The sequence below is a fragment of the Streptomyces sp. NPDC007189 genome (genome assembly GCF_040703635.1).
GTDB lineage: Bacteria > Actinomycetota > Actinomycetes > Streptomycetales > Streptomycetaceae > Streptomyces.
Genome location: NZ_JBEYEY010000008.1, coordinates 205,086 through 230,087, shown reverse-complemented (window position 1 = coordinate 230,087; position 25,002 = coordinate 205,086). Strand labels below are relative to the sequence as shown.

Here is a 25,002-nt window from a genome sequence, read left to right as displayed (position 1 = left end):
GGCCGACGCCGTACCGGTTCAGCCAGGCGCCGCGCCTTGGTCCAGGGGAGCGCCCTGGACGAAGGTGACGCGGGCCTCGGGCGACAGCCGCAGGTCGCGGCCGCTGACCGGGCGGGCGGTGTGGATGAGGATGTTGTAGTGGTTGGGAAGGTGGCAGGCGTCGAAGCCGAGGACCGTGCCGACCGGCGTGTCCCCGATGCTCACCAGGTCACCGCGGTCGATCACGCCGCCGCACACCAGCTCAGCGAAGCCGAGGAAGCCCACCCGGTCGATCCGGGCGCCGGGCCGCGGGTCCCACTGGTCGGTGCTGACCAGTTCGTGCACCTCGCCCCGCCGCACACAGCGGGCCGCGTGGTCCTCCAGCCGCATACCGCGGTCGGTGCGGTGGTGCGTGAGCACCTTGACCAGGGCGCCGCGCACCACGCGCTTCGCACCGTCCTCCGCCGGGTTCACCGGTCCGCCTCCGCCGCCGGGCCGTCAGCCCGGTGGTAGGCCGCCTCCACCAGCTCCAGCGCCGGCAGGCCGCCGTGCGCCCCCGCTCCGGCCGGGGTGCGGCCGGCGGCGAGCGCCGCGAACTCGGTGAGGATCGCCTCGTACTCGTGCCAGAGCGACGCCTTGAAGCCCGTGTGGCCGGCCAGCATGTCGGCGTGCAGGACCTCTCCGCCGGCCATGGTCACCTGGACGTCCTTGAGTTCGCCCGGGTACGACCAGTCCAGCTCGACCGACGCGGTGGCCCCGGCGGGGCTGTGCAGGCGGATGATGGCCTGCCGGTCGACGCCCGCGCCGTCGCGGTGGGTCTCGCAGCCGGTGACGGTGACCTCGCCGAGCAGCAGCCGCACCAGGTCGAGGGCGTTCGGGCCGTTGTCGGCCACGCAGCCGCCGCCGCAGCGGGCGGGGTCGAGATACCAGTCCTCGCCGCCGAGATGCTCCTCGATCCGCTCCAGGTAGCGCACGCGGACGGCGCGGATCTCCCGGCCCGCCGTCCGGAACGCCAGGGCGCGGACGGCGGTGTTGTAGCGGCGGTGGAACGCCGTCATCAGCGGCACTCCACGGTGCCGGGCGACGTCCGTCAGCAGGCGGCCCTCGGCGACGGTCAGGGCGAGGGGTTTCTCGACGCACACGGGGACACCCGCGTCCAGCACGTCCCGGCACACCGCGAGGTGCGCGTGGTTGGGCACGGCCACGACCACGGCGTCCGGCCGGGCTCCGGCCAGCAGCGCGTGATGGTCGCGGAAGCGGGCCGCCGGGCCCGTGTACCGGTCCAGGGCCTCGGCGCGGGTGTCGCACACGGCCGACAGCTCCCAGCCGGGCAGCCGTTCGGCGGCGGCCAGGTAGTACGGGGAGATGGCACCGAGGCCGATGACGCCCAGGCGCAGCGGCCGGGTCACGGCTGCTTCCCCGGGCCGAAGAGGCCGAGTCCGGCCAGTTCGTCGTACAGGTGCGCGGGGAGCGGGATGCCGGTGCGGCGGCGTTCGGCGGCGCGTTCCGCCTCGTACCAGCCCGGGTAGCGCACCGGCCGGCCGCCGGGCACCGGCGGGCAGTCGGTGAGCGCGCCGAACAGGGACCGGGCGGCACCGGCGATGTCCGCGTCCGGACGCAGCACGTCGGGGGCGATCGCGAGGAGGAAGAAGCCGATGTCGTCGTCCCGTCCGTGCGGCCGGCCGTCCCCTTCCAGGGCGGCGGGCGCCGGTCCCGTGGCCGCTCCGGACACCACCGCGGACAGCAGCTCCACCGCGATGCCGAGGCCGTAGCCCTTGTGGACACCGGTCTGGGCCGTACCGCCGAGCCAGCGCAGGAACGCCTCGCCGCGGTCGAAGGCGGACGGGTCGGTCACCGGGTTGCCCGCGGCGTCCTCCAGCCAGCCCGCGGGCACCGGGGTGCCGCGGCGGGCGGCGACGCGCACCCGGCCGGTCGGCGCGACGGTGGTGCTCATGTCCAGCAGGAAGGGGTGGCCGTCGAGGGCGGGGGCCGCGACGCTCAGCGGGTTGGTGCCGAGCATGGCCACGGCGCCGCCCGGGGGCCGTGCGAGGCGCTGGCCCCCGCAGTTGCTCGTGACCACGCCGATCATCCCGGCGTGCGCGGCGCGCACGGCGTGGAAGCCGGCGCATCCGAAGTGGGTGGCGCCGCGCACGGACACCAGGCCCACGCCGTGCCGGCGGGCCCTGGCCACGGCGTCGTCCATCGCCTCGGCCGCGGCCCACAGGCCCAGGGCGCGGCGGGCGTCGACGACGGCGCAGGCGCCCAGGTCGGTGAGCGTCCGCGGTTCGGCGCGGGGGTCGCAGCGGCCCGACTCCAGCAGCGGCACGTAGAGCCGGGCGAGGTTGAACACCCCGTGCGAGTCCAGGCCGGTGAGGTCGCCGTGGCACAGCGCGTCGGCGGCGAGCCGGGCCCTCGGCTCCGGAATGCCGTGCCCGGTGAACAGGCCGGTGAGGGCGGCGTGCAGCTCGGCGTGGCCGACGACGACAGTGGAGTCCTCGTCGGCCTCCGGGGAGGGGGCGGGTGCCGGGGAGCGGGTGGGTGCCGTCATCCAGGGTTCCTTAGGGGAGAGGTGGGTCGGCGGTCTTCGGCGAAGAGCGTGACGAGGCGGTGGACGACGCCCGCGAACTCCTCCAGGTCGGCGAGGGCGACGAACTCCCCGGGCGCGTGGGCGCGGTTGGCGGCCAGGTCGCCCGGGCCGAGCACGGCGGTGAAGGCGTCGTCGTCCAGGCCGGCGGCCCAGATGGCGTCGCACGTGAAACCGGGGTCGTCGGCCGCCGGGCGGGCTCCGGCGCGGGCCAGCAGGGCCTCGGCCCAGGGATCGCGGTTGTCCAGCGCGGGCAGACCGTGCTTGTCCCAGTCGAGCCGGGTGATGTCCGCCGCGTCCCGTGCGGTGCGGGCGAACTCCCTTGTGCTGGCGAAGAGTTCGGCGAAGCGGGCCAAGCCGCCGGTGACGTGCCGGGCCACCGCGTCCCCGAGGCGCCGGCCGGCTTCGGTGGTGCGGTAGGAGAGGTTCACCAGCAGGGTGCCGGTGCCGTGGACGCGGTTGTGGGTGCTGCCGGTGTGCAGCCCGGCCAGGCACACCCGGGCCCCGGGCACGGCCCCGTCCAGACGGGCGGCGAGGTGCTGGGCGAGAAAGCCGAGCAGTACGGTGGCGTTGTGCCCGGCGTCCGGGTGGTCGTCCACGGCGTCCTCGCCGGTGACGGTGATCCGGGCGGTCATCGAGGCGGTGGCCCGGGGCAGCGCGCGCAGTCCGGTCGGCTCGCAGAACACGTTGAGGCGCCCGTAGTGGCCGGCCTCCAGCAGGGGGCGGGTGCCGTAGCTGCCCAGGGCGCCGCCCTCCTCGCCCGCGACGGCCTGGAGCAGCACGGTGACGTTCCGTCCGACGGCCGGGTGCGTCGCGGCGGCCCGCAGCCCGGCGAGGAGGGCGACGGCGGGACCTTTGGCGTCGACCGCGCCCCGCCCGGTGAAGGTCACGCCGTCGAAGGCGGGCGGGACGTGTCCGGCGACGGTGTCGAGGTGGACGTTGAACATCACGGTGTCCGCGCGCGCCCGTTCGGGTCCCAGCCGCAGCAGCAGGCTCGGCTGGCCGGCGAGGAAACGCCGGTCGCGTGCGGCGGCGCGGACCGTGGCGGGCATCCCGGGGCGTTCCAGGCAGGCGGCAGGCGGAGCGGCGAGACGCAGGGTGCGGAACCCGGCCTCGGCCGCGGCCGCCGCGTACCGCTCGAGGATGCCGGGCAGCTGCGACGGCGGATCGTCCGGTCCGGCCTCCAGCGGGTTGACGCTGGGCAACCGCAGCAGGTCCAGCAGCAGGTTCCGGTCCCGGTCAGTGAACAGAGGGGTCACGCCGTACCGTCCGAGTCGAGGGTCCGCAGCAGCCGGGTGAGCGCCTGCCCGGCCCGTACGAACAGGCCGGCTGCGTCCTCACCGGCCCGCAGCAGGCCCTCGTGGGGGCGTACGGCGAGGTGCGGTTCGAGCGAGAGGGCGCCGGTGTAGCCGTGGGCGGCGAGGATCCGCAGACAGGCGGCCACCTCGGCGTCCCCCTCACCGGGCAGGGTGTACGCGGTGTCCCCGTCCGGGGTGCGCACGGCGTCCTTGATGTGGACGTGGGCCACGTACGGGGCGAGTTCGCGGAGCAGATCCAGTGCGCGATAGCCGTACGGCACGCCGTTGCCGGTGTCGAACAGCAGGCGCAGGGCCGGGCTGTCGACGGCGCGCAGCAGCCTGAGCGTGCGGTCGGCGCGCTCTGCGGCCCAGCCCGCGCAGTTCTCGTGCACCAGCACCAGGCCCGCACGCCGGGCACGGTCGGCCAGGACGGCGATGCGGGCGAGGACCCGATCGGCCCACTCGGTCTCGCCCAGGCCGTCGTTGGGGTACGACATGATCCGCACGAACCGGCAGCCCAGGGCGGCGCACCGCTCGGCGAGGACGTCCAGTTCGGCGAGGTCCACGGCGAGGTCGCCGGTGACGGGCCGGGACCAGTTGCCGATCCTGGAGGCCACGGCGACCACGGTGACGCCGGCGTCCTGGAGCCGCCGGGTCAGCGTGAGGAAGTCGGGCGGGGGCAGATCGGCCAGGGCGGTGCCGTCGGCCGTGCGCAGTTCGAGGGCGCGCCAGCCCAGCTCCCGCAGGGCGGCCAGCTGGCCGTCGGCACCGGGCGCGGCCTCGTCGCCGATGCCGGCCAAGGGACCGAACGCGGGGGAGCGGTGTGAGGGCATGTCAGCGGCTCCCGGTGCAGGCGGGCGGGGCGGTGGCGCACTGGTCCCGGGCCTCGCACAGCAACCGGGCGGCGGCGCAGGCGAGTTCGAAACCGGCGGTGCCGGTGAAGCCGCCTGCGTCCACGGTTCCGGACGCGAAGCGGCGGTAGACGCCGGCCAGGAAATCGGTCAGGGCGTCGTCCCGGAAGACCTGCCGACCGGGGCCCGGCACACCGTCGGCGAGCGGGACTTTGGCCGACGCAGGCGTGCCGCCCGTGACCGGGGCCCCCGACGACGCGGGGACCGTGCCCGTGGCAGGGCCGACCGCCCGCGCGGGCCCCGCGTCCGCGACCGGCCTTCCCGGCCATGCGGGCATGCCGTCCCCGCCCGAGGCCCCCGGCCACGCGGGGACCCCGCCCGCGGCCAACGCCCCCGTCCGTCCGGTCACGCCCACCGCGCAGGTCCCGGGTGCGCCAGAGGACGCGGGCGCACCGCCACTGGGCACCGGCGCGCCACCCCCGTAGGCCGTCACGACCAGCTGGGCATGGTCGTCGTCCTCGCTGAGGGGGAAGTGGGCCGTGACGGTGCCGGCGTCGAACTCGCAGCGGACGCTGCGCTGCCGTACGGGTGCGCCGAGGTCGGAGCGCAGGAGCGTGAACACCCCGGAGTGGTGCTCCAGTTCCAGGTGCGCACCGCCCAGGCCGGGCAGCCGCCGGTCCTCGCAGAGCAGGTCCCAGCAGTGCGCGGCCCGTAGCTCGGCCGGGCCGGCCAGGTCGAGGGCGAGCGCCAGGGAGTGGGGGATCTCCACGTCGAGGGCGGTGCTGTGGCTGTCGGTGGCCAGGGATCGCGAGAAACGCGGTTTGTGCTGGTCGACGGTGATCCGGCGGAGCCGGCCGAGCCGGCCGTCGTGGATCAGGCGGCGCAGCCGGGCCGTGAGCCGGGAGGCGGTCCAGTGGGAGACGGGCACCAGGTCGAGGCCCTCCTCGTCGCGGAGCCGGACGAGCGCGTCGAGTTCGGCGCGGGACGCGGCCAGGGGCTTCTCCACGATCATCCGGCGCACGCCGTGCCCGGCGAGTGCGGCGACCACGGCGTGCCGCACGCCGGGCGGTGTACACACGTGGGCCACGGCGGTGGCGGGCTCCACGTGCGCGACGGCCTCCTCCAGGGTGGCGACGACGGTCACCTCGCCCGCGACGCAGGCCGGCCGGAGAGCGGCGGCGCGTGGGTCGCAGCCCACCGCGGGCAGGGCCACCGGCAGGTCACCGGTGCCACCGCTGCCTCCGCTGCGCCGGGCCAGCCGGGTGAGCGTCCTCAGATGCAGTCCGGATCCGGAACGGCCGAGCCCGACCACGAGGGGCTGCAGCACAGGGCCTCCTAGTCCGTGCGCCAACTTCCTTGCGACGCAGGACTATTGCCGTGCCCGGAGGAAATGGTCAAGAGATCCGGAATGCCATTACCCATAAAGTGTGAACATGATCCTTTCCGTACTCCGTGGCCCCTGAATGCGCTTAGCGTTGTGATTCGGAACAGTTCGACGGGGCGGGTGACAAATGACGTCCGGCACAGATTTTTCGGCACGGTCCGGGGGTGGATTAGCGGACACGGAAGAAGCGCCGCACGCGATTCCCTTCTTCTCCCAGGCCAAAACCTTCGAACAGCTGTGGCCTTCTCTTGAAAAGACCCTGGAGGAGGTTTTCGACAGCGGCAAGTTCTCCCACGGAAAACAGGTCGGGCAACTGGAAGAAGCGCTCGCGGACTACACCGGCGCCCGGCATGTGATCGGCGTGAACAGCGGCACCGACGCGCTCGTCCTGCTGCTGCGCGCCTGCGGGCTGCGGCCCGGCGACGGCGTGCTGGTGCCGGCGTACTCCTTCTTCGCCACCGCTTCCGCCGTCGTCCTCGCGGGCGGGCGGCCGGAGTTCGTCGACATCGACCCGGCGACGTACGCCATGGACCCGGCGGCGCTGGAGGCGGCCGTCACCGAGCGGAGCCGGTTCGTGATGCCGGTGCACCTGTTCCACACCATGGCCGACATGGCGGCCGTCACCGAGGTCGCGCGGCGGCACGGGCTGACCGTCGTCGAGGACAGCGCCGAGGCGATCGGGATGCGCCGGGGCGGTGTGCACGCGGGTCTGCACGGCGCCGGAGGGGTGCTGTCCTTCTTCCCCTCCAAGACGCTGGGCGCCCTCGGGGACGCGGGAGCCGTGCTCACCGACGACCCCGAGGTGGCGCGCACCGTCGACGCCCTGCGCCACCACGGCCGCGCCGGCCGCACGCTGAACGACTTCCGGGCCATCTCCACCGAGACCGTGTGGCCGGGCGTGAACAGCAAGATGGACGACATCCAGGCTGCCGTGCTGCTCGCCAAACTGCCGCTCCTGGAGGGGCACATCGCGCGCCGCGCCGAGCTGGCCGCCGCCTACACCGCCCGCCTTCGGGACGTACCCGGTGTCCTCCGCCTGCCGCAGGCCCGCGCGGAGGACCCCGACGACCGCGACGTGTACTACGTCTATCTGATCGAGACGGAGGACCGCGACGCCCTCGTCGCGCATCTCGGCCGGCACGGCATCGGCACCGAGGTCTACTACCCGCTGCCGCTGCCCCACCAGCCCGCCTTCGCCCATCTCGGCCACCGGCCGGGCGACTTCCCGCACGCCGAGGCGGCGGCTCGGCACGCCGTGGCCCTGCCGTTCCACCCCGATCTCAGTCCCGGCGACGTGGACCGCATGTGCGACGCCCTCCGCTGCTTCCTCGCCGGATCGAGGACGACCGCATGACCGTATCGCCCCCTGCCGCCGTCCCCTTCTTCCCGCCCGACCTCTTCGAAGCCGACCGCGCCGCACTCATCCGTCTCGTCCGGGAGATCGGCCTGGACCCGGAGCAGCGTTTCATCCTGGGCCGGCGCACCGCCGCCCTCGAGGAACTGCTGCGCGACGACCTCGGGGCCGCCGACGTGGTCGCCTGCTCCAGCGGCACCTCGGCGCTCTCCCTGGTGCTGCGGGCCCTCGACATCGGCCCCGGCGACGAGGTGATCGTGCCCGCCTTCGGCTGCGCACCGCTCGCCGCGTCGGTGGCCGGCACCGGCGCCGTCCCGGTCTTCGCCGACATCCGCCCGGACACCCTGACCATGGACCCGGACCACGCCGAACACCTCGTGACCGCGCGGACCAGGGTCGTCATGCCGGCCCACATGTTCTCGGTGATGGCCGACATGCCCCGGTTCACCGAGCTGGCCCGCCGGCACGGCCTGCGCCTGCTGGAGGACTCGGCGGTCGCCCAGGGCGGCGTGCTGCGCGGTGTCCCGGCCGGGCTGTGGGGCGAAGCGGGCGTCTACTCCTTCGTGCAGGTCAAGACCTGCGGCATGCCCGGCGAGGGCGGTGTGGTCGTCACCCGCGACGCCGCGCTGGGTGAGACGGTGCGGATGCTGCGCAACCACGGCCAGCCCGCCGGGCGGCGCTTCCTGCACCGGGCCATCGGGCTCAACAGCCGCTTCGACGAGATCCAGGCCGCCTTCCAGCTGCACCGCTACGCCGGCTTCCCGGCGCGGCTGGCGCGGCGGGCCGAGATCGCCGCCTACTACACCGAGCGCTTCACACCGCTGGCCGACCGCGGTGTCGTACCGCCGCCGCCCGACGAGGACGGCCGGTGCTTCTACGTCTACACCGTGCTCGCCGCCGACCGCGACGCGCTCGGCGCGTACCTGGCCGAGCGGGGCGTTGCCACGCACGTCTACTATCCGCGTCCACTGCCCGCGCACGCCGCCTTCGCGCCCTACGCGCCGCCCGGTGCCCGCTGGCCGCGGGCGGAGCAGGCCGCGCGCCGCCATCTGTCGCTCCCCGTACACCACCTGCTCACCGACGCCCAGGTCGAGCAGGTCGCCGACCTCGTGTGCGCCTTCGCCCACGAGCACCACTGACCCACGGTCACGGCGCGGACCGCCCCCAACGCGCGGACGGCACGCGGCGCTTGTGTCCAAGGGCGTCCTCCGACACGCACCGACGGAACCCCGACGCACAGAAACGGAAAGAGGTCAACCATGACGGACAGCATCGCGGCCGGGCGTCCGGCGTCCGCCGCGCGCTCCGGCAGCCGGCTGCGCGTCTACGCGCGGCTCGGCAAGCTGGACGTGTACGACTACTACCTCGGCATCTTCCTCGCCCTGTCCGCGTCCCTGTTCCCGGTCGGCGACTTCACCGCCCGGCAGGCGATGGTGCTGGCGGTGTTCCTGGCCGGGCAGATCGCGGTCCTGATGGCGATGGTCGCCCTGGACGACGTCACCGGCTTCCGGGACGGCAGCGACCTCGCCAACTACGGCCCCGACAACCCGCTGCGCAGCAAGGCGCGCAAACCCCTCGTCGCCGGAACGCTGACGGTGTCTCAGGCACTGCGGTTCGCCTGGACGTCGGCGGCGGCCGGCGCGGTGCTGTGGGCGGGCGCCGCGGCGCTGGCACCGCACCGCCCGCTGTGGGCGCTGGTCGCGGCGGGGACGCTGTTCGCCGTGTCGCTGCAGTACTCGTACGGCCTGAAGATCAGCTACCACGGTTTCCAGGAGGCGTTCCTCGTCGCGCTCGGCGCCGTGCTGGTGGTCGTGCCGTACGGCCTGGTGACGGGGAGCTGGTCGGGGTTCCTGATGGTGCAGGCGGTGCTCTTCGGGTTCGGGCCGCTGATGTTCGGGGTGTACTCCAACACCAACGACGTCGCCGGTGACCGGGCCGTGGGCCGTCCCACCGTGGCCGCCCTGGTGTCGGAGCGGGGCAACGCCGTGTTCATCGGGGCGCTTTCGGTCACCGAGTTCCTGATCGGCGCCCTCGCCTCGGCCACCGGGGTGGCCCCGTGGTGGTTCGTGCTGCTGATGCTGCCGGCGACCGCGCTGCGCGCCCGCCAGTACCTGACCGGGTTCGTCCGCGGGGACGTCATGACGGCCCGCCGGACCGGCTTCGCGGTGCACCGGCTGAGCGTGGTGCTGATGACCGTGGCCGACGTCCTGGTGGGAACGGGGGCCGCGGGATGAGGGCCGGCCTCGACGTCGCGGTGGTCGGCGCCGGCATCGCCGGGCTGACCGCCGCCCACGAACTGCGCCGCGCCGGACTCACCGTGCGGGTGTACGAGCAACTGCCCGAGGTGGGCGGCCGGATGCGCAGTGTCCGCCACGAGGGCTGGACCGTGGACACCGGCGCCGAGCAGATCGCCCCGCGGGGTTACCGCGCCACCTGGGAACTGCTGCGCCGGCTGGGCGCCGGACCGGCGGACGTGCCCCGGGTCGGCGGAGTGCCGGCCGTGTGGCGCGGCGGACGGGCCCGCCTCGGCGTCGGCGAGCCCTCGGCCGTGCTGACCGGTGCCGGCCTGTCCGCCCGCGCCCGGCTGGACCTGGCCGCCTTCTCGGCCTGGACCGGACGCCACCGGACCCGGTTCGACGGCGACCGCCCCGAGGCCAGCCCGCTCGGTGCCGCGACCGTGCGGGAGGCGGCCGCCCGCTACCACCCCGACCTGCACGACTACCTCCTCCAGCCGGTCGCGGGCTGCTTCTTCGGCTGGGACACCGCACGCTCCGCCGCCGCGCCGCTGGTGAGCCTGCTGCTGGAGGCGGGCGCCCCGTCCGGCTGGCGCACCTACCGCGACGGCATGGACTTCCTGGCCCGGCGGCTCGCCGAGGGCATCGATGTGGAGGCCGGGTGCGCCGTACGGGAGGTCACCGACGCGGGCGACCACGCCGTACTGCGGCTCGACGACGGCGAGGTCCGGGCGCGGGCCGCCGTGCTGGCCGTACCGGCGCCGGTCGCCGCGGCGCTCCGCCCGGACGCCCCCGCCGACGAGCGGCCCTTCCTCGCGGCCTGCACTTTCACCCCGATGCTGAAGGTCAGCTACCTGCTGGAGCGCCCGCTGGCCCCGCCGGCCCGTCGCCCGCTGCACATCCTGCTCACCCCGGCTGTCGAGGAGGACGTGCTCTCCGGGGTCGTCGTGGACCACGCCAAGGATCCCGGCCGGGCCCCGGCCGGCCGCGGGCTGATCACCCTGGTGGCCGGTCCGCGCCGGGTCCGCGACCTGCTGGACGCCTCGGCCGACGACGCCGCCGACGTGCTCGTCCGCGCGGCGGAACGGTACGTGCCGGGCATCACCGGCGCCCGCCGCCACCACCTCGTGCACGCCTTCCGCCACGGCCTGCCGGAGGCCACCCCGCAAGCCCTGAGGGAGCGCCCCGGCTTCCTGGCCCGCCCGGCACGGGCCGTGGAGTACGCGGGGGACTGGGTGATGCTGCGCCCCGCGTCCGAGGGCGCCGTGCGCGCGGGTGCCCTGGCCGCCTCGCGGGTGCTGAGCAGGCTGGGGCGGCACCGGCCGGCCGTGGAGCGAGCGGAGGAGAGCCGTGCGACCGCATGACATGGGGACCCTGTTCGACGAGGCGGCGGCGGGCGGTGCCCGGACCGTGTTCCACCTGGACCGGCCCTTCGACATCGCCCCGGACGCCGGCACCCGGTGGACCGTCGACTCGCTCGCCGTGCTCGTCCGGGCCACCGCCGCCCGGCTCGCCGCCGCCGGGGTCCGGCCCGGGGACCGCGTGGCCGTGGTGAAGGACAACCACTGGGACTACGACCTGCTGGCCTGCGCCGCCGTCCGGATCGGCGCCGTACCCGCCCAGCTGTCCGCCCGGCTCGACACCGCGGACCTCACCACCCTGCTGGACCGGCTGCGGCCGGCCGCGCTGGTCACCACCTCCGCGGTGCTGGCCCGCTGCCGCGAGGCCGCGGCCGGCCCGCCGGCGCCGGTCTGCGTCACCGTCGACACCGCCGTGCCCGGCGCCGCCCACCTCCCCGCGCTGGACGCCTCCGGCCCGAGCGGACCGGTACGCCGCCACGCCGACGAACCCCTGGTCATCCACCACACCTCCGGGACGACCGGCGTCCCCAAACTGGTCGTGCACTCCACCCGGACCCTCGTGCACAAACTGGCCCGCTTCGAGGCCGTGCGCTACCCGGGCATCGGCATCCGCCGCGACGACGTGCTGTGCACGGCCAGCGCCTACGGCCACGGGCGCACCTTCTGCTGGACGGCGGTGGTGCTCTCGCTCGCGCCCGCCGGGATCCTGGTCCTCACCGGCGACGACCCGGACACCGCCGACCCGCTGCTGCGGGCGCACCGGCCCACCGTGGTCGAGGCCCTGCCCGCGACCTACACCCGGCTGCGCCCGCTCACCGCGCGGCTGGACAACCCCTTCCGGCGCGTCCGGCTGTACATCAGCACCTACGACGCCGTGCACCCGCCCGTCCTTCGCGCCTACCTGAGCGCCAGCCGCCGCGACCGCCCGCTGTGGATGCAGGGCTGGGGCCAGACCGAGACCGGGCCGCTGACGTTCCGCTTCCACACCCGGCGCTCCGCGCTCGCCCCGGACGCCGCGTCCACCACCCGCCGGCTCGGCCGTCCCGTCCCGGGCCGGACCCGGCTGCGCGTCGTGGACCCGGACACCCTGCACCCGGTGCCGCGCGGCCGCCCCGGCCTGCTCCTGGTGCGCACCGCGGCCCTCGCCCAGGGATACGTCGGCGAACCGGACCGCTGGGACGCCAAGCACGTCGGTGGCTGGTGGGCCACCGGCGACGTGGGGGTGCTGCACCGCGACGGCAGCGTCAGCGTCCTGGACCGGGAGGCCGACCGCCTGCCCGGCATGAGCTGCCTGCACACCGAGGACATGCTGGAGCACCGGCTGCCGCAGGCCCTGGAGTGCGTGATCCTCCGCGACCCGGACGGCGCCCCGCTGCCGGTCGTCGTCACCGCCGACGGCCGGCTGGACCCGGACGCCTGGAAACACGCCGCCCAACGGCTGCCGGCGCTGCCCCCGCCCACCGTCCTCGCCTGGGACGACGTCCCGCGCACCGGCACCGGCAAGGTCCGCCGCACGGCCCTCGCCCGCCGGCTCACCGGCGCCGCGGCCACCGGCACGGGACGCTGGACCTGACGGTGCGTCAGACGCCCTGTCCGTGAGAGGAAGAGGAGTCCTTTCGTGTCCCAGCCGTTCCCCCCGCAGGAAACCGTGCCCCAGCCACCCCCCGCCCCCGACGGGACCCGCGCGGTCTTCGGCAACGGCACCGCGCACAGCCGCGACCAGCACCGCTGCCTGGCCGCCTCGTACGACCCGGTGACCCTGCCCCGGCTGGCCGCCGCCGGTGTGGGACCCGGCTGGCGGTGCCTGGAGATCGGCGCCGGCGGAGGCAGCATCGCGCGCTGGCTGGCGCAGCGGGTCCTCCCGGGCGGCTCGGTCCTCGCCACCGACCGCGACCCCCGCGACCTGGTGCCGGGACCGGGCCTGGAAGTCGCCGCGCTGGACGTGGCCCGCGACCCGCTCCCGGAAGCGGCGTACGACCTGGTGGTGGCCCGACTGGTGCTCCAGCACGTGCCCACCCGGGACGCCGTGCTGCGCACGCTGGTGCGCTCGCTCAAACCCGGCGGCCTGCTGCAGATCGACGAGATCGACGCCTCCTACGAACCCCCGCTGCTCGCCCCGGACCCGCTGTCCGAGGCCCTGTACGTCCGGTTCCTCCACGCGAAGACGGCCGCCCTGCGTGCCGCGGGCGGCGACCCGCACTGGGGACGGCGGGCGCCGGCCGCGATGCGCGCGGCGGGGCTGACCGACCTGGACGTGCGGATGCACATCGGCGTACGGCACGCGCAGGACCCCGGGCTGGCGCTCCAGCTGAACCACACCCGCAACCTGCGGGACCGGCTCAAGGAACAGGGCATGACCGACGACGAACTCGACCGGGTGGCACGGCTGATGCGGGACCCGTCCTTCCGGGCCGCTTCCAGCGTCTTCTACTCGGTGCAGGGCCGCCGCCCGGCGCGGGAGCGGCCGTGACGCCGCGGCTCGGCACCGAGACCCGGCCGGACACCGCCACCGCGGTCGCGGAACGGCTGCTGCGGCACACCGCCCAGGCCCTGCCGGACGGTGCCGGACCGGAACCGGAGCGGCCCGTCCTCGACTGGGCCGGTCCCGTCACGGCGGACCTGCCGGACGAGCGGGCCGTGCAGGCCGCCTGCGGCGTGATGCACGTCCACGGCCGGGCCATCGGCGCCCCGGTCCCGCTGGCCGTGGACTACGCCTCGGTCGTCGCCGGAGCACTGGCCGCTCTCGGCACCACCGCGCTGCGCGTCGGCCGGGCCCGCGGCCTGGACCTGAGCGAGGTGCGGACCTCGGTGGCCCAGGGCGCGCTGCTGGCGGTCGGCCAGTACCTCGCCGCCGCGACGGCCGACGGCGGTTCCGGACCGCCCGAACCGGACCTGCCGCAACCGCCGTCGGCCCCCTCCGGAAGGGGCGCGGAGGGCTTGGCGACCCTGGTGGCGTGCGACGGCACCCGGGTGGAGATCGAGACCCTGGACCCCTTCGCCTGGCGGGAGTTCTGGGTACGGCTCGGGGCGCCCCCCGCGCTCGCGGGCCGCGGCTGGCTGCCCTTCCAGCAGCGGTTCGCCACCGCCGTCTGCCCGTTGCCCGACGCCCTCCGGCAGGCCGCGCGCCGGTGCACCCCGGAGCAGTTGCGCGCCGCCGCGGACCGGGCCGGCGTCAGCCTTCTCGTCGTAGACAATGACCCGGCCCCCGCCGTGCGCCCGGCTCCATGGGAACTGACCCCGGGCCCGACGCCGGCCCGGGCGCACCGCCTGCCCGCCCCGCGCACCACCACCCCGGACACCGTCCTGCCCCTGGCGGGACTGCGCGTGGTGGAGTCCACCCGCCGGGTGCAGGGGCCGCTCGCCGGGCATGTGCTGCGGATGCTGGGCGCCGACGTCGTACGGGTCGAGCCGCCCGGCGGTGACCCGATGCGCTGGCTCCCCCCGCTGGCGGGGGAGTGCTCGGCCCGCTTCCTGGCGCTCAACGCCCATAAGCCCGTCATCGAGGCAGATCTGACGACCACTCAGGGCCGCGACACCGTCCGCGCCCTGGCCGCCGACGCCGACGTGTTCCTGCACAACTGGGCGCCAGGAAAGGCCTCCCGCTTCGGCCTGGCCGCAGCCGACCTGCTCGCCGGACGCCCGTCCCTGGTGTACGCGGAGGCGTCCGGCTTCGGCGACGCCTGCGGCGCCCGGCCTCCCGTGGGCACCGACTACCTCGCCCAGGTGCACAGCGGCCTCGCTGCCGCGGTGCGGCCCGCCGACGAACCCCCGGCGCCCTCCCTGATGACCCTCACCGACGTGCTCGGCGGACTGCTGTGCGCCCAGGGCGTGGTGGCGGCGCTCGCGCTCCGCGAGGCGACCGGCCGGGGGAGCCATGTCCGGTCCTCCCTGCTCTCCGCGGGCGTCCTGGTGCCCCGCCCCGCGCACCGGGTCCACTGGACGCCGCTGAACCGGCCGCTGCGCACCGCCGACGGCCACCTGTACCTCGGCCCCGGCGCCCGGCGGGACCCGGAGTCGGTGTGCCGCCTGCTGGACGGCGCCGACCCCGCGTTCCCGGCGGACGCGGCGGCCCGCCTCGCCCGCCGTACGACCGGCCAGTGGCTGGCGCGGCTGGCCGAGGCGGGCCTGACGGCGACACCCGTGCTGACCGACCTGACCGGCCTGGCGCACAATCCCGCCTTCCGGACCGCCGTCCTGCCGCCGGACCCGGCCACGGGCTACGCCCGTCCGGCGCCTCCTTGGGAGTTCGCTTGACCACCGCCTCGTCGGAGGAGTTCGCATGACCACCGCCCCGGCCGCCACGGAGGCCGGACGTGCCGTGCCGCCGGTGTGGACCTCGTGTGCCGGAATCCCCTTCCCCGACCTCGTGCCACGGGACCGGCGCCGCGCCTGGGTGAGGGCCGGCCTGTGCCCGGACACCGATCTGTACACCCTGTTCACCGCCCAGGTCCGGGCACACCCGCGCCGGGACGCGCTGGTGGACGACGCCGGGGTGCTGTCGTACGCGGACCTCGCCGCCGAAGTGCGCCGTGTCGCCGCCGCGTTCGACCGGGCGGGACTGGTGGCCGGGGACGTCGTCGCGGTGCGGCTGCCCAACGGACGCGACGCCGTGGCCGCCGAACTCGCCCTCTACGCGCTCGGCGCGGCGGCCCTCCCGCTGCCTCCGGGCGGCGACGACCGGGACCTGCGGGCCCTGCTCACCCGCTCCCGGGCCGCCGGCGTCGTCCTCACCGCACCGCAGGAGGCCGAGGCAGTCGCGAACCTGCCTCATCTGCGCACGGTGCTCGTCCCCGGCCCCGGTGACGACCGGACCCCGGGTCTGCACCCCCCACACCCCGGGCCCTTTCCCGCGCGACCGCGCCGGCCGGTCGATCCGTACGGCCCCGCACGCATCCTGGTGTCCTCGGGTTCGGAGGCCGAACCCAAGATGGTCGCCTACAGCCATCACGCCCTGGCCGGCGGCCGGGCCCGCTACGTCCGCGCCCTCCACCCGGACCCCTCGGTGCCGCCCCGCCACCTGGTCCTCGTACCGCTGGCCTCCTCCTTCGGCTCCCTCGGCACGCCGGTCACCCTCGCCGCCCTGGGCGGCACCCTGATCGTGCAGTCGGCGTTCGACGCGGCCGGCGCACCGCGGCTGATCGCCGATCACCGGCCCACCCACCTCTTCGCGGTGCCCACCATGCTCCGCCGCATCGCCGACCTGCCGCCCCGCCCCGGAGAGGACACCTCCTCGCTGCGCGCCGTCGTCTCCAGCGGCGCGGCGCTGCCCGAGGCCACGGCCGAGGCCTGCCGCCGGCGGTTCGCCCGGCCGGTGGTGACCGTCTACGGCTCCTCGGACGGCGTCAACTGCCACACCGCGGGCGAAAGCCGCCCACCGGAGGGCAGCACCGGCACCCCCGACCCCTCGGTCGCCCGCATCCGGATCACCGGGCCCGACGGCACCCCGCTGCCGACCGGGCAGGCGGGCCAGATCGAGGCCAGAGGCCCCATGACCCCGATGTGCTACGTCAACGCCCCTGAACTGGACGCCCGTTACCGCACCGCTGACGGCTGGGTGCGCACCGGCGACCTGGGCCTGCTGGACGAGCACGGACGGCTGCACGTGCTGGACCGGCTCAAGCGCATCGCGGTGCGCGGCGGTCTCAACATCAGTCTCGCCGAGGTAGAACGCGAACTCGGCACCCATCCCGCGGTGGCCGAGGCGGTCTGCGTCCCCGTACCCGACCCGGACCTGGGTGAACGCGTGTGCGCCTGCGTCCGCCCGGCCCCCGGCACCCCCGCACCCACCCTGTCCGCCCTCACCGCCCACCTGCTCACCCGCAGCCTGTCCCGGCGCAAACTCCCCGAACTGCTGCTCCTGGTCGACCAGATGCCGCTCGGCCCCACCGGCAAGATCTGCCATCGAACCCTCGCGGACCGGGCACGGCAGCACGCGGTGCGGGCACGGCCGGCGCGCACTGACGGGCAGGGCCCTGGACCGGACGGCGGCAGGTGATCGCGCGCTGACACACCGAGCGCGGTGGCATGAGGCCCGGGCCGGAGACGGGTGAAGGCGCCTGCGGTCAGGGCGCGGCGACGAGTGGGGGCTCGCCCCAGTCGGCAGTGAGGGTCTGCCGCAGCGCGTCGACGGCCGGGCGGCCGATGCGGTCGGCGAGGACCGACTCGATGACGGCTATGGTGGCCTGCGCCCGCTCGTGGACCCGCCGGCCCTCGGTCGTGGTGCGGATGAGGATCCTGCGTGCCGAGTCCGGGTCGGGGACCTGTTCGAGCAGGCCCATGCCGATCAGGGCGTGGACCACCTGATGGGCCGTCTGCCGGGTGACGCCGATACGGCGGGCGAGTTCCGACACGGTCGTTCCCTCCGGGTCGAGCAGCGCGAACACCGACGCCTGGGTGGAGGTGACCGGCTGCTCGCCCGCCGCTTCCATACTGGCGAAGAGGGCCTCTTCGAACCAGCGCCGGGATTCGGCGAACAGCTGGGGCAGATTGGCCGTGCGGTGGCTCATGGCTCCTTCAAGGGGGTCGGTGACAGGCGGGATTATCCCTGCCGTCGTACCCGGTGCCCCGTGCGGTGCCTTCAGCGGACGCACCGCACGGCGAAGTCGAGGCTCGCGGTGAAGCACCGTTCCACCTCGTCGTCCGGTATTCCCACCCAGAGGTGATCGCCGCCCTGCACGGGGACGAGTTCGGCGTGCGCACCGGCGCCGCGCAAGGCGGAGACGAGACGGCCGCCCTGGGCGTAAGGGACGATCACGTCGTGGGTGCCGTGCAGGACGAGGAAGGGCGGTGCGCCCGATGTCACGTGGCTGACGGGACTGGCGTCCCGGGCGCGGTCGGGAAGGTCGGTGAGCGCGCCGCCGATCAGCAGGGCCTCGAAGGTGCCGGGGTCGGTCGGGTCGTAGCCCCCGGCCGGCTGGTCCTCGGCTAGGTGGGTCAGGTCGGTCGGCGCGTACCAGGTGACGCAGCCGCGTGCCGGGACAGCGTCGGCCGTGAGGGCGAGGAGGGCCGCGAGATGCCCGCCGGCCGACTCGCCCCACAGGACGGTGCGGTCCGCGTCCAGAGCCAGTTCTGCGGACCTGGTGCGCAGCCAGGCCACCGCGGCCCGGAGGTCTCGCAGTTGGCCGGGGTGGGTGACCTCACCACTGAGCCGGTAGTCGGGGGAGGCGACGGCGAACCCCGCTCGGATCAGACGGGCGAAGGGGCCCGGCTGCCAGTGACGGAAGCGGGGGCCGAGATCGTCGCGCAGTCCCGTGCGCCAGGCGCCCCCGTGCACGAAGACGATCACCGGCACAGGGCCCGGCGCCTGTGCGGGCAGCCAGAGATCCATCTCCAGGGGGCGGCTGCCCTCGCGCACGGCGTAGACGACACCGCGCAGATGCCGTACTCCCGGCGTGGCGCGGGGCAGGGGCAGAGCGGCCGGGTCGGGCGGGGCGAGCAACTCCGCCGGGAAGGCTTCCGGCAGGGACATGGGAGACTCCGGTACGAGGTCAGCGGGTGAGGCGGGGGAACAGGGCGCGCGCGTTGGCGGTGGTGAGCGACCGCCATGTCGTGCCCTCGACGGGCGCGGGAGCATCGGTGAAGGCCGCGGCGTGCGCCTCGGCGGCGGGGGCCGGCGTCCAGCAGTAGTCACTGCCGTAGAGCAGGCGCTCGGGATCGGCGAGGCCCAGCAGGGCGGGAACCTGGCGGGGGAAGGCCGGCCCGGCCAAGTCGTAATAGAGGCACCGTAGTTGGGCGACGGCGTCTGGGACGTCCTGCTCGGCCGGTGTGAACAGCTTGAGGAACCCGTTGATCCGGTCGGCCAGTACGGGCAGCGCACCGCCGCAGTGGGGCACGACGACCTTCAGTTCCGGGTGGCGTTCCAGCGTCTTGGCGAACAGCAGGTCGGTCACCGTGCGCGCGGTGTCGAAGATGAACTCCACCATGGGGCGCGGGCGGCCCAGGGCCGTCTGCTGCCAGCACACCGGTGAGGTGGGGTGCAGCAGGACGACGGCCTTGCGCCGCGCCAGCTCCGCGAAGACCGGCTGGAGGCGCTCATCGCCGAGGTACACGCCGTCGGTGTTCGTCTCCAGTACGACACCGTCCGCGCCGAGCACGTCGAAGGCGTACGCGATCTCCGTGAGGGCTCGGTCGACGTCCGGCAGCGGCAGTGAGGCGAACAGCCCGAAGCGGCCCGGGTGCGCGCGCACGATGCCGGCACCGTCCTCGTTGACCTCTCGGGCCAGGCGCCGGGCGGCTTCGGCGTCGCCGAAGAAGACTCCCGGCGACGACACCGACAGCAGGGCCGTGTCGATGCCGCTGCGGTCCATCATCTCCAGGTGGGCCTCGGCGGACCAGGCCGGCCAGGCAGGCATGCCGTCGGGCTTGTCGTGGCCGGCGGCCCGGGCCTGGCGGATGTAGGAGTCGGTGACGAAGTGGGCGTGGACGTCGATGAGCCCGGCGTCGTCAGAGGGTGCGGTCATGGTCGTACTCCTCGTGCGGTGGGAGGGGACGGCGGCCTGCTGCGGAAGGTGCGGACCGTGACGGCCTGGCGCGGCCGCCCGCGCGAGAGCGGATCGCCGAGGCGGCGCGCTCGCCGAGGACGATGCCGAACAGTCCGGTCAGCCCCAGCAGGGGAGGAGCCGGTGAGCGGATGTCCAGGGCCCAGTAGACGGCGCCCATCAGCAGGCCCGCGGCGAAGGACAGCGCGGCGGCGCGCAGGAAGGCGAGAGTCCTGGCCGGGCGGTCGTTCACAGCACCGCCGGGAGCATCTGGCCCAGCACCATGCCGAGCAGTCCGAACAGGGCGATCGGCGGCGGCGCCGGCGACTTCACCCGCACCGCCACGTACAGCACGCCCACCAGCACGCCGGCCAGCAGTGCCTTGAGGTAGGCCATGGGCGGTCAGCCTTCGGTGCGCCACTTGTGGTCGGCGAGGAAACGCACGTCGTACTCGGCGGGCACGGTGGCGAACTTCCCCGGTGCGGGCACGAACGGCTGTACGGGCAGGGTGAGTTCGTCGGTCGGCGTGCCCAGGTTCTCGAAGAACCGCTCGAACGTGCCGCCCGGCCCTGCGGCCACTCCGACGATCTGGGTGTGGTGCCGTTCCATCCGGTAGGCGTGGGGGCAGTTCTTCGGCACGAAGCCGAAGTCGCCGGGGGTGAGCAGCTTCTCGTACTGCTCGCCCTGCAGGTCCTCCACGAAGAGGCGTACCGCGCCTTGGGTGACGTAGAAGACCTCGTAGGTGTCGGGGTGGGAGTGCGCCGGGATGATGTCGCCCTTGGGGCCCTCGCAGGTGAAGAAGTTGAAGGTGTTCTCCGTCTGCTCGCCGCCGGCGTAGATCGTGAAGAGGTCACCGAAAAGGTGGGCCCGGTCGCCCTGGCCCTTCTCGACGAAGTACGGCTTGCCCGGCTCCGGCGGGATGTGCGAGCGGGTGCGGTACTGGGTGGCGTACTCGATGGTCATGCGGAGCCTCCGACTTCCTCGACAGTTATGTCAGGCTACCTGACATTGAAGGAGTGGCGCGAGACCGCGCCGGGCGTGATGCGTGGCGCTTCGGGAGCGCTACCGCTTCGACATGGTCTTCGCCCAGCCCTGGTCGACCGTGTTCCTCGCCTTCTCCAGCTGTGCGTCCGTCGGGAACTGCGGCGTTCCCTCGACGGTCGGCAGTCGTGCGGCCGCGGCCGTGTCGAGGGTGCCGTTCTGCCGCATGACCTCCATGAGCACCGGACGGGCGTAGCCGCGCAGCCGGAGGTTCTGGCCCTCCGGGCTGAAGAGGTACTCCAGCCACAGGCGGGCGGCCGCCGGGTGCGGGGCGTACTTGTTGACGGCCAAGGCGAAGTACTGGGCGAAGCTGCCGTCGAAGGGGATCGCGACCTGCCAGTCGACGCCCTTGCGGCCGAGCTGGTCGGCGTAGTGGAGGTTGATGTAGTCCCAGTTGATGCTGATGGGGGTACGGCCGTCCACGACCGACGTCGTGCTGGAGCTGAGGGGGTTGAAGTTGCCGATCTTCTTGAGCTCGGCGAAGAAGTCGAGGCCGGGCTGGATGTTGTCGAACGACCCGTTGTTGGCCAGCGCGGCGGCGTACACGCTGTCGAAGGCGGTGGCCGACCGGCGCGGGTCGCCTTCGAGCGCGACCTTGCCCCTGTAAGCGGGCTTCAGCAGATCGGCGAAGGTCTGCGGACAGGTCTTCACCCGGTTGGCGTCACAGCCGATGGAGATGTAGCCGCCGTAGTTGTTGGACCAGCGGGCCTCGGAGTCCTTCTGGCTCTCGGGGATCGAGTCGTAGTCGGCGACCTTGTACGGCGCGAGCAGGTTCTGCTGCGCCGCGCTCCGCGCGAACGTGTCGCCCACGTCGACGACGTCGGGGGCTGTCGGCTTGTTCCCGCTCTTCCTCAGCGCGTCGATCTCGTCCTCGCTGTGGCCCTGCGGATCCTCGACGGTGACCTTGATCCCGTACTTCTTCTCGAAGCCCTGGATCAGGCCGCCGTAGTTCGCCCAGTCGTGTGGCAGCGCGATCGCTGTGAGCCTGCCCTCGTGTCTCGCCGCGGCGGTCAGTGCGCGCATGCCGCCGGCGTTCGCTGCGGAGGTGGCCGTCGACGGCTTCTGGGGCTTGGCGGGCGGTGCGTGCTCGCAGGCGCTCAGGCCCAGCGCCACGAGAGCGGAGCAGGCGAGAGCGATCCCTGCTCGGGCACGGGATGTGGTCACGACTGCTCCCGGGGAGGGGCACGCGGCCGGCCCGAAGCGGCGGGCCCTGCGTCGTGCCTCCTGGCGTCCGTGGGTCTCCTGCGTCGACCAAGTGGTCATCGACGCCAGAGTACCCGGCAGCCTCGATGGCGGATGCCAGCCCGGGGGGCCTGCGATCAGCGTGTTTGCTGGGCGGAATACTCCCTGGCCATCCCTCCACGGCCGTGTCCTTCTCACAGCGCCGTGTCGTCCCACTGGTCGAGCAGGACGTCGCCGAGTCCCTCCGCTTCCGGCGTGGCGACGTCGCGGAGGGACTGTTCGGCCCAGATGACCTTGCCGATGGGGGTGTAGCGGGTGCCCCAGCGTTGGGCGAACTGGGCGACCAGGAAGAGGCCGCGGCCGCCCTCGTCGGTGGCCTTCGCCCGGCGCAGCCGCGGCGAGGTGCTGCTGCCGTCGCAGACCTCGAAGATCAGGGTGCCCGCGGCGGGGCCGTCGGACGACGCCGTGCGCAGCAGCCGGACGGTGATGGGCTCGGTGGCGTAGCGGATCGCGTTGGTGATCAGTTCGCTGAGGATGAGTTCGGCGGTGAAGACGACGTGCTCCAGGCCCCACTCGGTCAGCCGGCGGGCGCAGGCGCTGCGTACCGGGGCCACCGCCGCCGGGTCGCGGGGCACGTCCCACTCGGCCATCTGCGCCGTTCCGAGGCGGCAGGTGCGGGCCACCAGGAGCGCGATGTCATCCCTGGGCCGGTCGGACAGCATGGCCTCCATCACCGCCGCGCAGGTGGCCTCCGGGGTGCGCTCGGGCCCTGACAGAGCCTCGCGCAGGGACTCCAGGCCGGCGTCCAGGTCGCGGCTGCGGTCCTCGATCAGGCCGTCGGTGAACAGCACCAGCCGGGAACCCTCGGGCACGCTGAGTTCGGCGGTCTCGACCGGAAGGCCGGCACCGAGTCCCAGCGGCGGGGAGACGGGCAGCTGGGGGAAGTCGACGGTTCCGTCGGGCCGGACGATCGCCGGTCCAGGATGGCCGGCGGTGGCGAGGGCCAGCTGCCCGGAGGTGGGGTCGTAGACGGCGTACTGGCAGGTCGCCCCGGTGATCGTGCCCTGTCCGTCCTCCGCGGGAGCGATCTCCTCGGTGTCGATCTGGGCCACCAGCTCGTCCAGCCGAGCCAGCAGCTCCTCCACCGGCAGGTCCAGACTGGAGAAGTTGTGTACGGCGGTGCGCAGCCGGCCCATGGTCGCCGCGGCATGCAGACCGTGGCCGACGACATCGCCCACGACCAGCGCCACCCTGGTGCCGGACAGCGGGATGACGTCGAACCAGTCCCCGCCCACCCCGGACCGGGCCGGCAGATAGCGGTAGGCCACGTCGAGGGCGGACTGCTCGGGCAGCGCGCGGGGCAGCAGGCTGTGCTGCAGGGTGGCGGCCATGGCGTGCTCACGGGTGTACCGGCGGGCGTTGTCGATGCACAGTGCCGCCCGCGCGGTCAGCTCCTCGGCGAAGGACACGTCGTCGTCCTCGAACGGCGGGGAGCCGTCGGCGCGCCAGAAGTCCACGACGCCCAGCACCACGCCGCGGGCCCGCAGGGGGACCACGAGCAGCGAGTGGATGCCCCGGTCGAGGATCCGCCGGGCGCGTTCGGGGTGCTGGGCCAGCCAGCCCTCGCAGACGCTCAGGTCACCGGCCCGGACCGGTCGGCCTTCGGTCATCGCCGTGGTGACAGGGTGTTCCGGGACGAACCGGATCCGTTCGCCGACCGAGTACAGGGGCCGGCCCGCGTCCAGGCCGGAGGCGGCGATGCGGCGCAGCTCGGTGATCGGGACGGTGGCAGCGGAGGCCTCCTCGCCGCGCAGGACCTGGTCCAGCAGCTCGACGGTGACGATGTCGGCGAACCGGGGGACCGCCACCTCGGTCAGTTCCTCGGCCGTCCGCTTCACATCGAGCGTGGTGCCGATCCGCAGCCCGGCGTCGTAGAGCGACTTCAGCCGTTCGCGCGCCACCTCCGCGCGGCCGGTGAGCGCCTGGAGCTCGGTGGTGTCCCGCAGCGTCACCACGCTGCCGCCCGGTCCGTGAGGCGCGGTGAGCCGCTTGTTGAGCGCGAGCAGCCGGTCGCCCGCCCGGTACACCTGGTCGGTGGCGGGACGGTCGGAGGCCAGGATCGCGGCGAGGTTCTCCGCCAGCCCCAGATCGGTGACGCGCCGCCCCTCCACCTCTGCCGGGAGGCCCAGCAGCCGCCGCGCCTCGTCGTTGGCCAGCAGCAGCCGGCCGTCACCGCCGACGATCAGCACTCCTTCCCGCACGGCGTGCAGAACCGCGTCGTGGTGCTCGTACATCCGGGTCATCTCCACCGGCCCCAGGCCATGGGTCTGCCGCCGCAGCCGGCGGCTCACCACGGCCGACCCGCCCGCCGCGACGGCAAGGGCCGTGGCGGCGCCTCCGAAGAGGACGGGCAACTGCCGGTTCACCCTGTGCTGCACCTTCTCGACCGTGACGGGGACGGAGACGATGCCGATGACCGAGCCGTCAGGATCCTTGACGGGGACCGCCGAGACCACGGACAGCCCCAGGGTGCCCTGGAAGGTGCTCGTGAACGGCTTGCCGCTCGCCGCCTGTGCGTAAGGCCCGATGACCCGTTTGCCGACCTGGTGGGGGTCGCTGTGGGTGAGGGTGATCCCGTTCAGTCCGTACACGATGATGGCGTCGACGCCCGCGGCCTTCCGGGCCGCCTGGGCATGCGGCTGCAGCACCTCGGTCGGGTGCGCGCTGTGCAGTGCCGCCACGATTCCCGGCGAGTGGGCGAAGGTCTGCGCAGTGGCGAGTGTCCGGGTCCGGGCGTCCGCCATGATGTCCCGCTGAGCCTGTACCACCAGGACCGACAGGGCGGCGCCGACGAGCAGGGCCACGACCGCCAGCTGCAGGAGAAAGACCTGGCCGGCGAGGCTGCGCACGCTCAGCAGCGACCGCCACGCCTCACCCCGCCGCCGATCCGGCCCGACAGCGCGCCCGGACGCACCAGGCGCATCGCGCCCGGATTGACCCGAAACTACACCCATACACCCTTTCTATCGTCTCTTGGCGGCCGACTACGAGGCGACAGCCACCGGCCGGTCCGCCCGGAGTGAGACGAGCGGCTCGGTTCGAGGACCGTGATGCGTGCGCGAACGGAGGGACGGTAGAAGCGCTGCTGCTCAGCCGGTCCGGGATGCGGTCCGGGTCTCTCTCTTAAAGCGCAGGTGGTCCGTCCCAGCGGCGAGTGATGCTGGTTCACGCACCGAGCCGGGCCGCCGCGTCAGCGC

Annotated in this window: 22 protein-coding genes; 8 read left to right on the top strand and 14 right to left on the bottom strand. The window is 74.3% G+C overall.

Annotated features, from left to right (window positions below):
- Positions 1 to 18: 18 nt before the first annotated feature.
- From AB0950_RS19050 to AB0950_RS19025, 6 genes are read right to left on the bottom strand one after another with little or no spacing between them, the layout of a single operon-like run.
- Complete coding sequence (locus AB0950_RS19050; RefSeq protein ID WP_366779014.1) at positions 19 to 453, bottom strand: hypothetical protein; 435 nt, start codon at positions 451 to 453, stop codon at positions 19 to 21.
- Positions 450 to 1,388, bottom strand: coding sequence for a Gfo/Idh/MocA family oxidoreductase (locus tag AB0950_RS19045; protein ID WP_366779013.1), 939 nt, complete (start codon positions 1,386 to 1,388; stop codon positions 450 to 452). The genes AB0950_RS19050 and AB0950_RS19045 overlap by 4 nt, the downstream gene beginning before the upstream one ends.
- Positions 1,385 to 2,527 (bottom strand): Ldh family oxidoreductase, encoded by a 1,143-nt coding sequence (locus tag AB0950_RS19040; protein WP_360158633.1) that lies wholly within the window; start codon positions 2,525 to 2,527, stop codon positions 1,385 to 1,387. The genes AB0950_RS19045 and AB0950_RS19040 overlap by 4 nt, the downstream gene beginning before the upstream one ends.
- Positions 2,524 to 3,822 carry a M20/M25/M40 family metallo-hydrolase gene (locus AB0950_RS19035; RefSeq protein ID WP_366779012.1) on the bottom strand — a complete coding sequence of 433 codons (1,299 nt, stop codon included), beginning with the start codon at positions 3,820 to 3,822 and terminating at the stop codon, positions 2,524 to 2,526. Before AB0950_RS19035 ends, AB0950_RS19040 begins: the two co-directional genes overlap by 4 nt.
- Positions 3,819 to 4,694 carry a sugar phosphate isomerase/epimerase family protein gene (locus tag AB0950_RS19030; RefSeq protein WP_366779011.1) on the bottom strand — a complete coding sequence of 292 codons (876 nt, stop codon included), beginning with the start codon at positions 4,692 to 4,694 and terminating at the stop codon, positions 3,819 to 3,821. The genes AB0950_RS19035 and AB0950_RS19030 overlap by 4 nt, the downstream gene beginning before the upstream one ends.
- Position 4,695: 1 nt before the next feature.
- Positions 4,696 to 6,039 (bottom strand): Gfo/Idh/MocA family oxidoreductase, encoded by a 1,344-nt coding sequence (locus AB0950_RS19025; protein WP_366779010.1) that lies wholly within the window; start codon positions 6,037 to 6,039, stop codon positions 4,696 to 4,698.
- A gap of 184 nt (positions 6,040 to 6,223) precedes the next feature.
- On the opposite strand from AB0950_RS19025, the gene AB0950_RS19020 reads away from it, so the two are divergent.
- The 8 genes from AB0950_RS19020 (at position 6,224) to AB0950_RS18985 (ending at position 17,040) form a co-directional block, all read left to right on the top strand.
- Positions 6,224 to 7,450: a DegT/DnrJ/EryC1/StrS family aminotransferase gene (locus tag AB0950_RS19020; protein ID WP_366779009.1), complete on the top strand. Its 1,227-nt coding sequence runs from the start codon at positions 6,224 to 6,226 to the stop codon at positions 7,448 to 7,450.
- Entirely contained in the window at positions 7,447 to 8,589 is a 1,143-nt protein-coding gene (locus AB0950_RS19015; protein ID WP_366779008.1) for a DegT/DnrJ/EryC1/StrS family aminotransferase, read from the top strand. Before AB0950_RS19020 ends, AB0950_RS19015 begins: the two co-directional genes overlap by 4 nt.
- A gap of 120 nt (positions 8,590 to 8,709) precedes the next feature.
- Positions 8,710 to 9,684 (top strand): UbiA family prenyltransferase, encoded by a 975-nt coding sequence (locus AB0950_RS19010; RefSeq protein ID WP_366779007.1) that lies wholly within the window; start codon positions 8,710 to 8,712, stop codon positions 9,682 to 9,684.
- Positions 9,681 to 11,048, top strand: coding sequence for an FAD-dependent oxidoreductase (locus tag AB0950_RS19005; protein ID WP_360572130.1), 1,368 nt, complete (start codon positions 9,681 to 9,683; stop codon positions 11,046 to 11,048). The genes AB0950_RS19010 and AB0950_RS19005 overlap by 4 nt, the downstream gene beginning before the upstream one ends.
- Positions 11,035 to 12,618, top strand: coding sequence for a class I adenylate-forming enzyme family protein (locus AB0950_RS19000; protein ID WP_366779006.1), 1,584 nt, complete (start codon positions 11,035 to 11,037; stop codon positions 12,616 to 12,618). The genes AB0950_RS19005 and AB0950_RS19000 overlap by 14 nt, the downstream gene beginning before the upstream one ends.
- 45 nt (positions 12,619 to 12,663) lie before the next feature.
- A complete protein-coding gene (locus tag AB0950_RS18995; RefSeq protein ID WP_366779005.1) occupies positions 12,664 to 13,515 on the top strand; it encodes a class I SAM-dependent methyltransferase in 852 nt (283 codons plus the stop codon).
- Positions 13,512 to 15,299, top strand: coding sequence for a CoA transferase (locus AB0950_RS18990; protein ID WP_366779004.1), 1,788 nt, complete (start codon positions 13,512 to 13,514; stop codon positions 15,297 to 15,299). Before AB0950_RS18995 ends, AB0950_RS18990 begins: the two co-directional genes overlap by 4 nt.
- Positions 15,300 to 15,324: 25 nt before the next feature.
- Positions 15,325 to 17,040, top strand: a complete 1,716-nt coding sequence (locus AB0950_RS18985; RefSeq protein WP_366779003.1) for a class I adenylate-forming enzyme family protein — start codon at positions 15,325 to 15,327, stop codon at positions 17,038 to 17,040.
- Between the two features lie 67 nt (positions 17,041 to 17,107).
- On the opposite strand, the gene AB0950_RS18980 is transcribed toward AB0950_RS18985, so the two are convergent.
- The 8 genes from AB0950_RS18980 to AB0950_RS18945 all read right to left on the bottom strand — a co-directional run bounded on the left by AB0950_RS18980 (position 17,108) and on the right by AB0950_RS18945 (position 24,654).
- On the bottom strand, positions 17,108 to 17,551 hold the full coding sequence (locus AB0950_RS18980) for a MarR family transcriptional regulator (RefSeq protein ID WP_360572120.1): 444 nt from the start codon (positions 17,549 to 17,551) through the stop codon (positions 17,108 to 17,110).
- Positions 17,552 to 17,622: 71 nt separating this feature from the next.
- A complete protein-coding gene (locus AB0950_RS18975) occupies positions 17,623 to 18,513 on the bottom strand; it encodes an alpha/beta hydrolase (RefSeq protein ID WP_366779002.1) in 891 nt (296 codons plus the stop codon).
- 19 nt (positions 18,514 to 18,532) lie between these two features.
- Positions 18,533 to 19,504 (bottom strand): amidohydrolase family protein, encoded by a 972-nt coding sequence (locus tag AB0950_RS18970; RefSeq protein WP_366779001.1) that lies wholly within the window; start codon positions 19,502 to 19,504, stop codon positions 18,533 to 18,535.
- Positions 19,488 to 19,775, bottom strand: a complete 288-nt coding sequence (locus AB0950_RS18965; RefSeq protein ID WP_360158588.1) for a DUF1427 family protein — start codon at positions 19,773 to 19,775, stop codon at positions 19,488 to 19,490. Before AB0950_RS18965 ends, AB0950_RS18970 begins: the two co-directional genes overlap by 17 nt.
- Entirely contained in the window at positions 19,772 to 19,918 is a 147-nt protein-coding gene (locus AB0950_RS18960; RefSeq protein ID WP_360158585.1) for a DUF1427 family protein, read from the bottom strand. Before AB0950_RS18960 ends, AB0950_RS18965 begins: the two co-directional genes overlap by 4 nt.
- Positions 19,919 to 19,924: 6 nt before the next feature.
- The gene (locus AB0950_RS18955) at positions 19,925 to 20,485 is read right to left on the bottom strand and encodes a quercetin 2,3-dioxygenase (protein ID WP_360158582.1); all 561 of its coding nucleotides are present in this window, start codon (positions 20,483 to 20,485) and stop codon (positions 19,925 to 19,927) included.
- A gap of 99 nt (positions 20,486 to 20,584) precedes the next feature.
- On the bottom strand, positions 20,585 to 21,727 hold the full coding sequence (locus tag AB0950_RS18950) for an extracellular solute-binding protein (RefSeq protein ID WP_366779000.1): 1,143 nt from the start codon (positions 21,725 to 21,727) through the stop codon (positions 20,585 to 20,587).
- 212 nt (positions 21,728 to 21,939) lie between these two features.
- Positions 21,940 to 24,654 carry a SpoIIE family protein phosphatase gene (locus AB0950_RS18945; protein WP_360158576.1) on the bottom strand — a complete coding sequence of 905 codons (2,715 nt, stop codon included), beginning with the start codon at positions 24,652 to 24,654 and terminating at the stop codon, positions 21,940 to 21,942.
- Positions 24,655 to 25,002 lie beyond the last annotated feature (348 nt).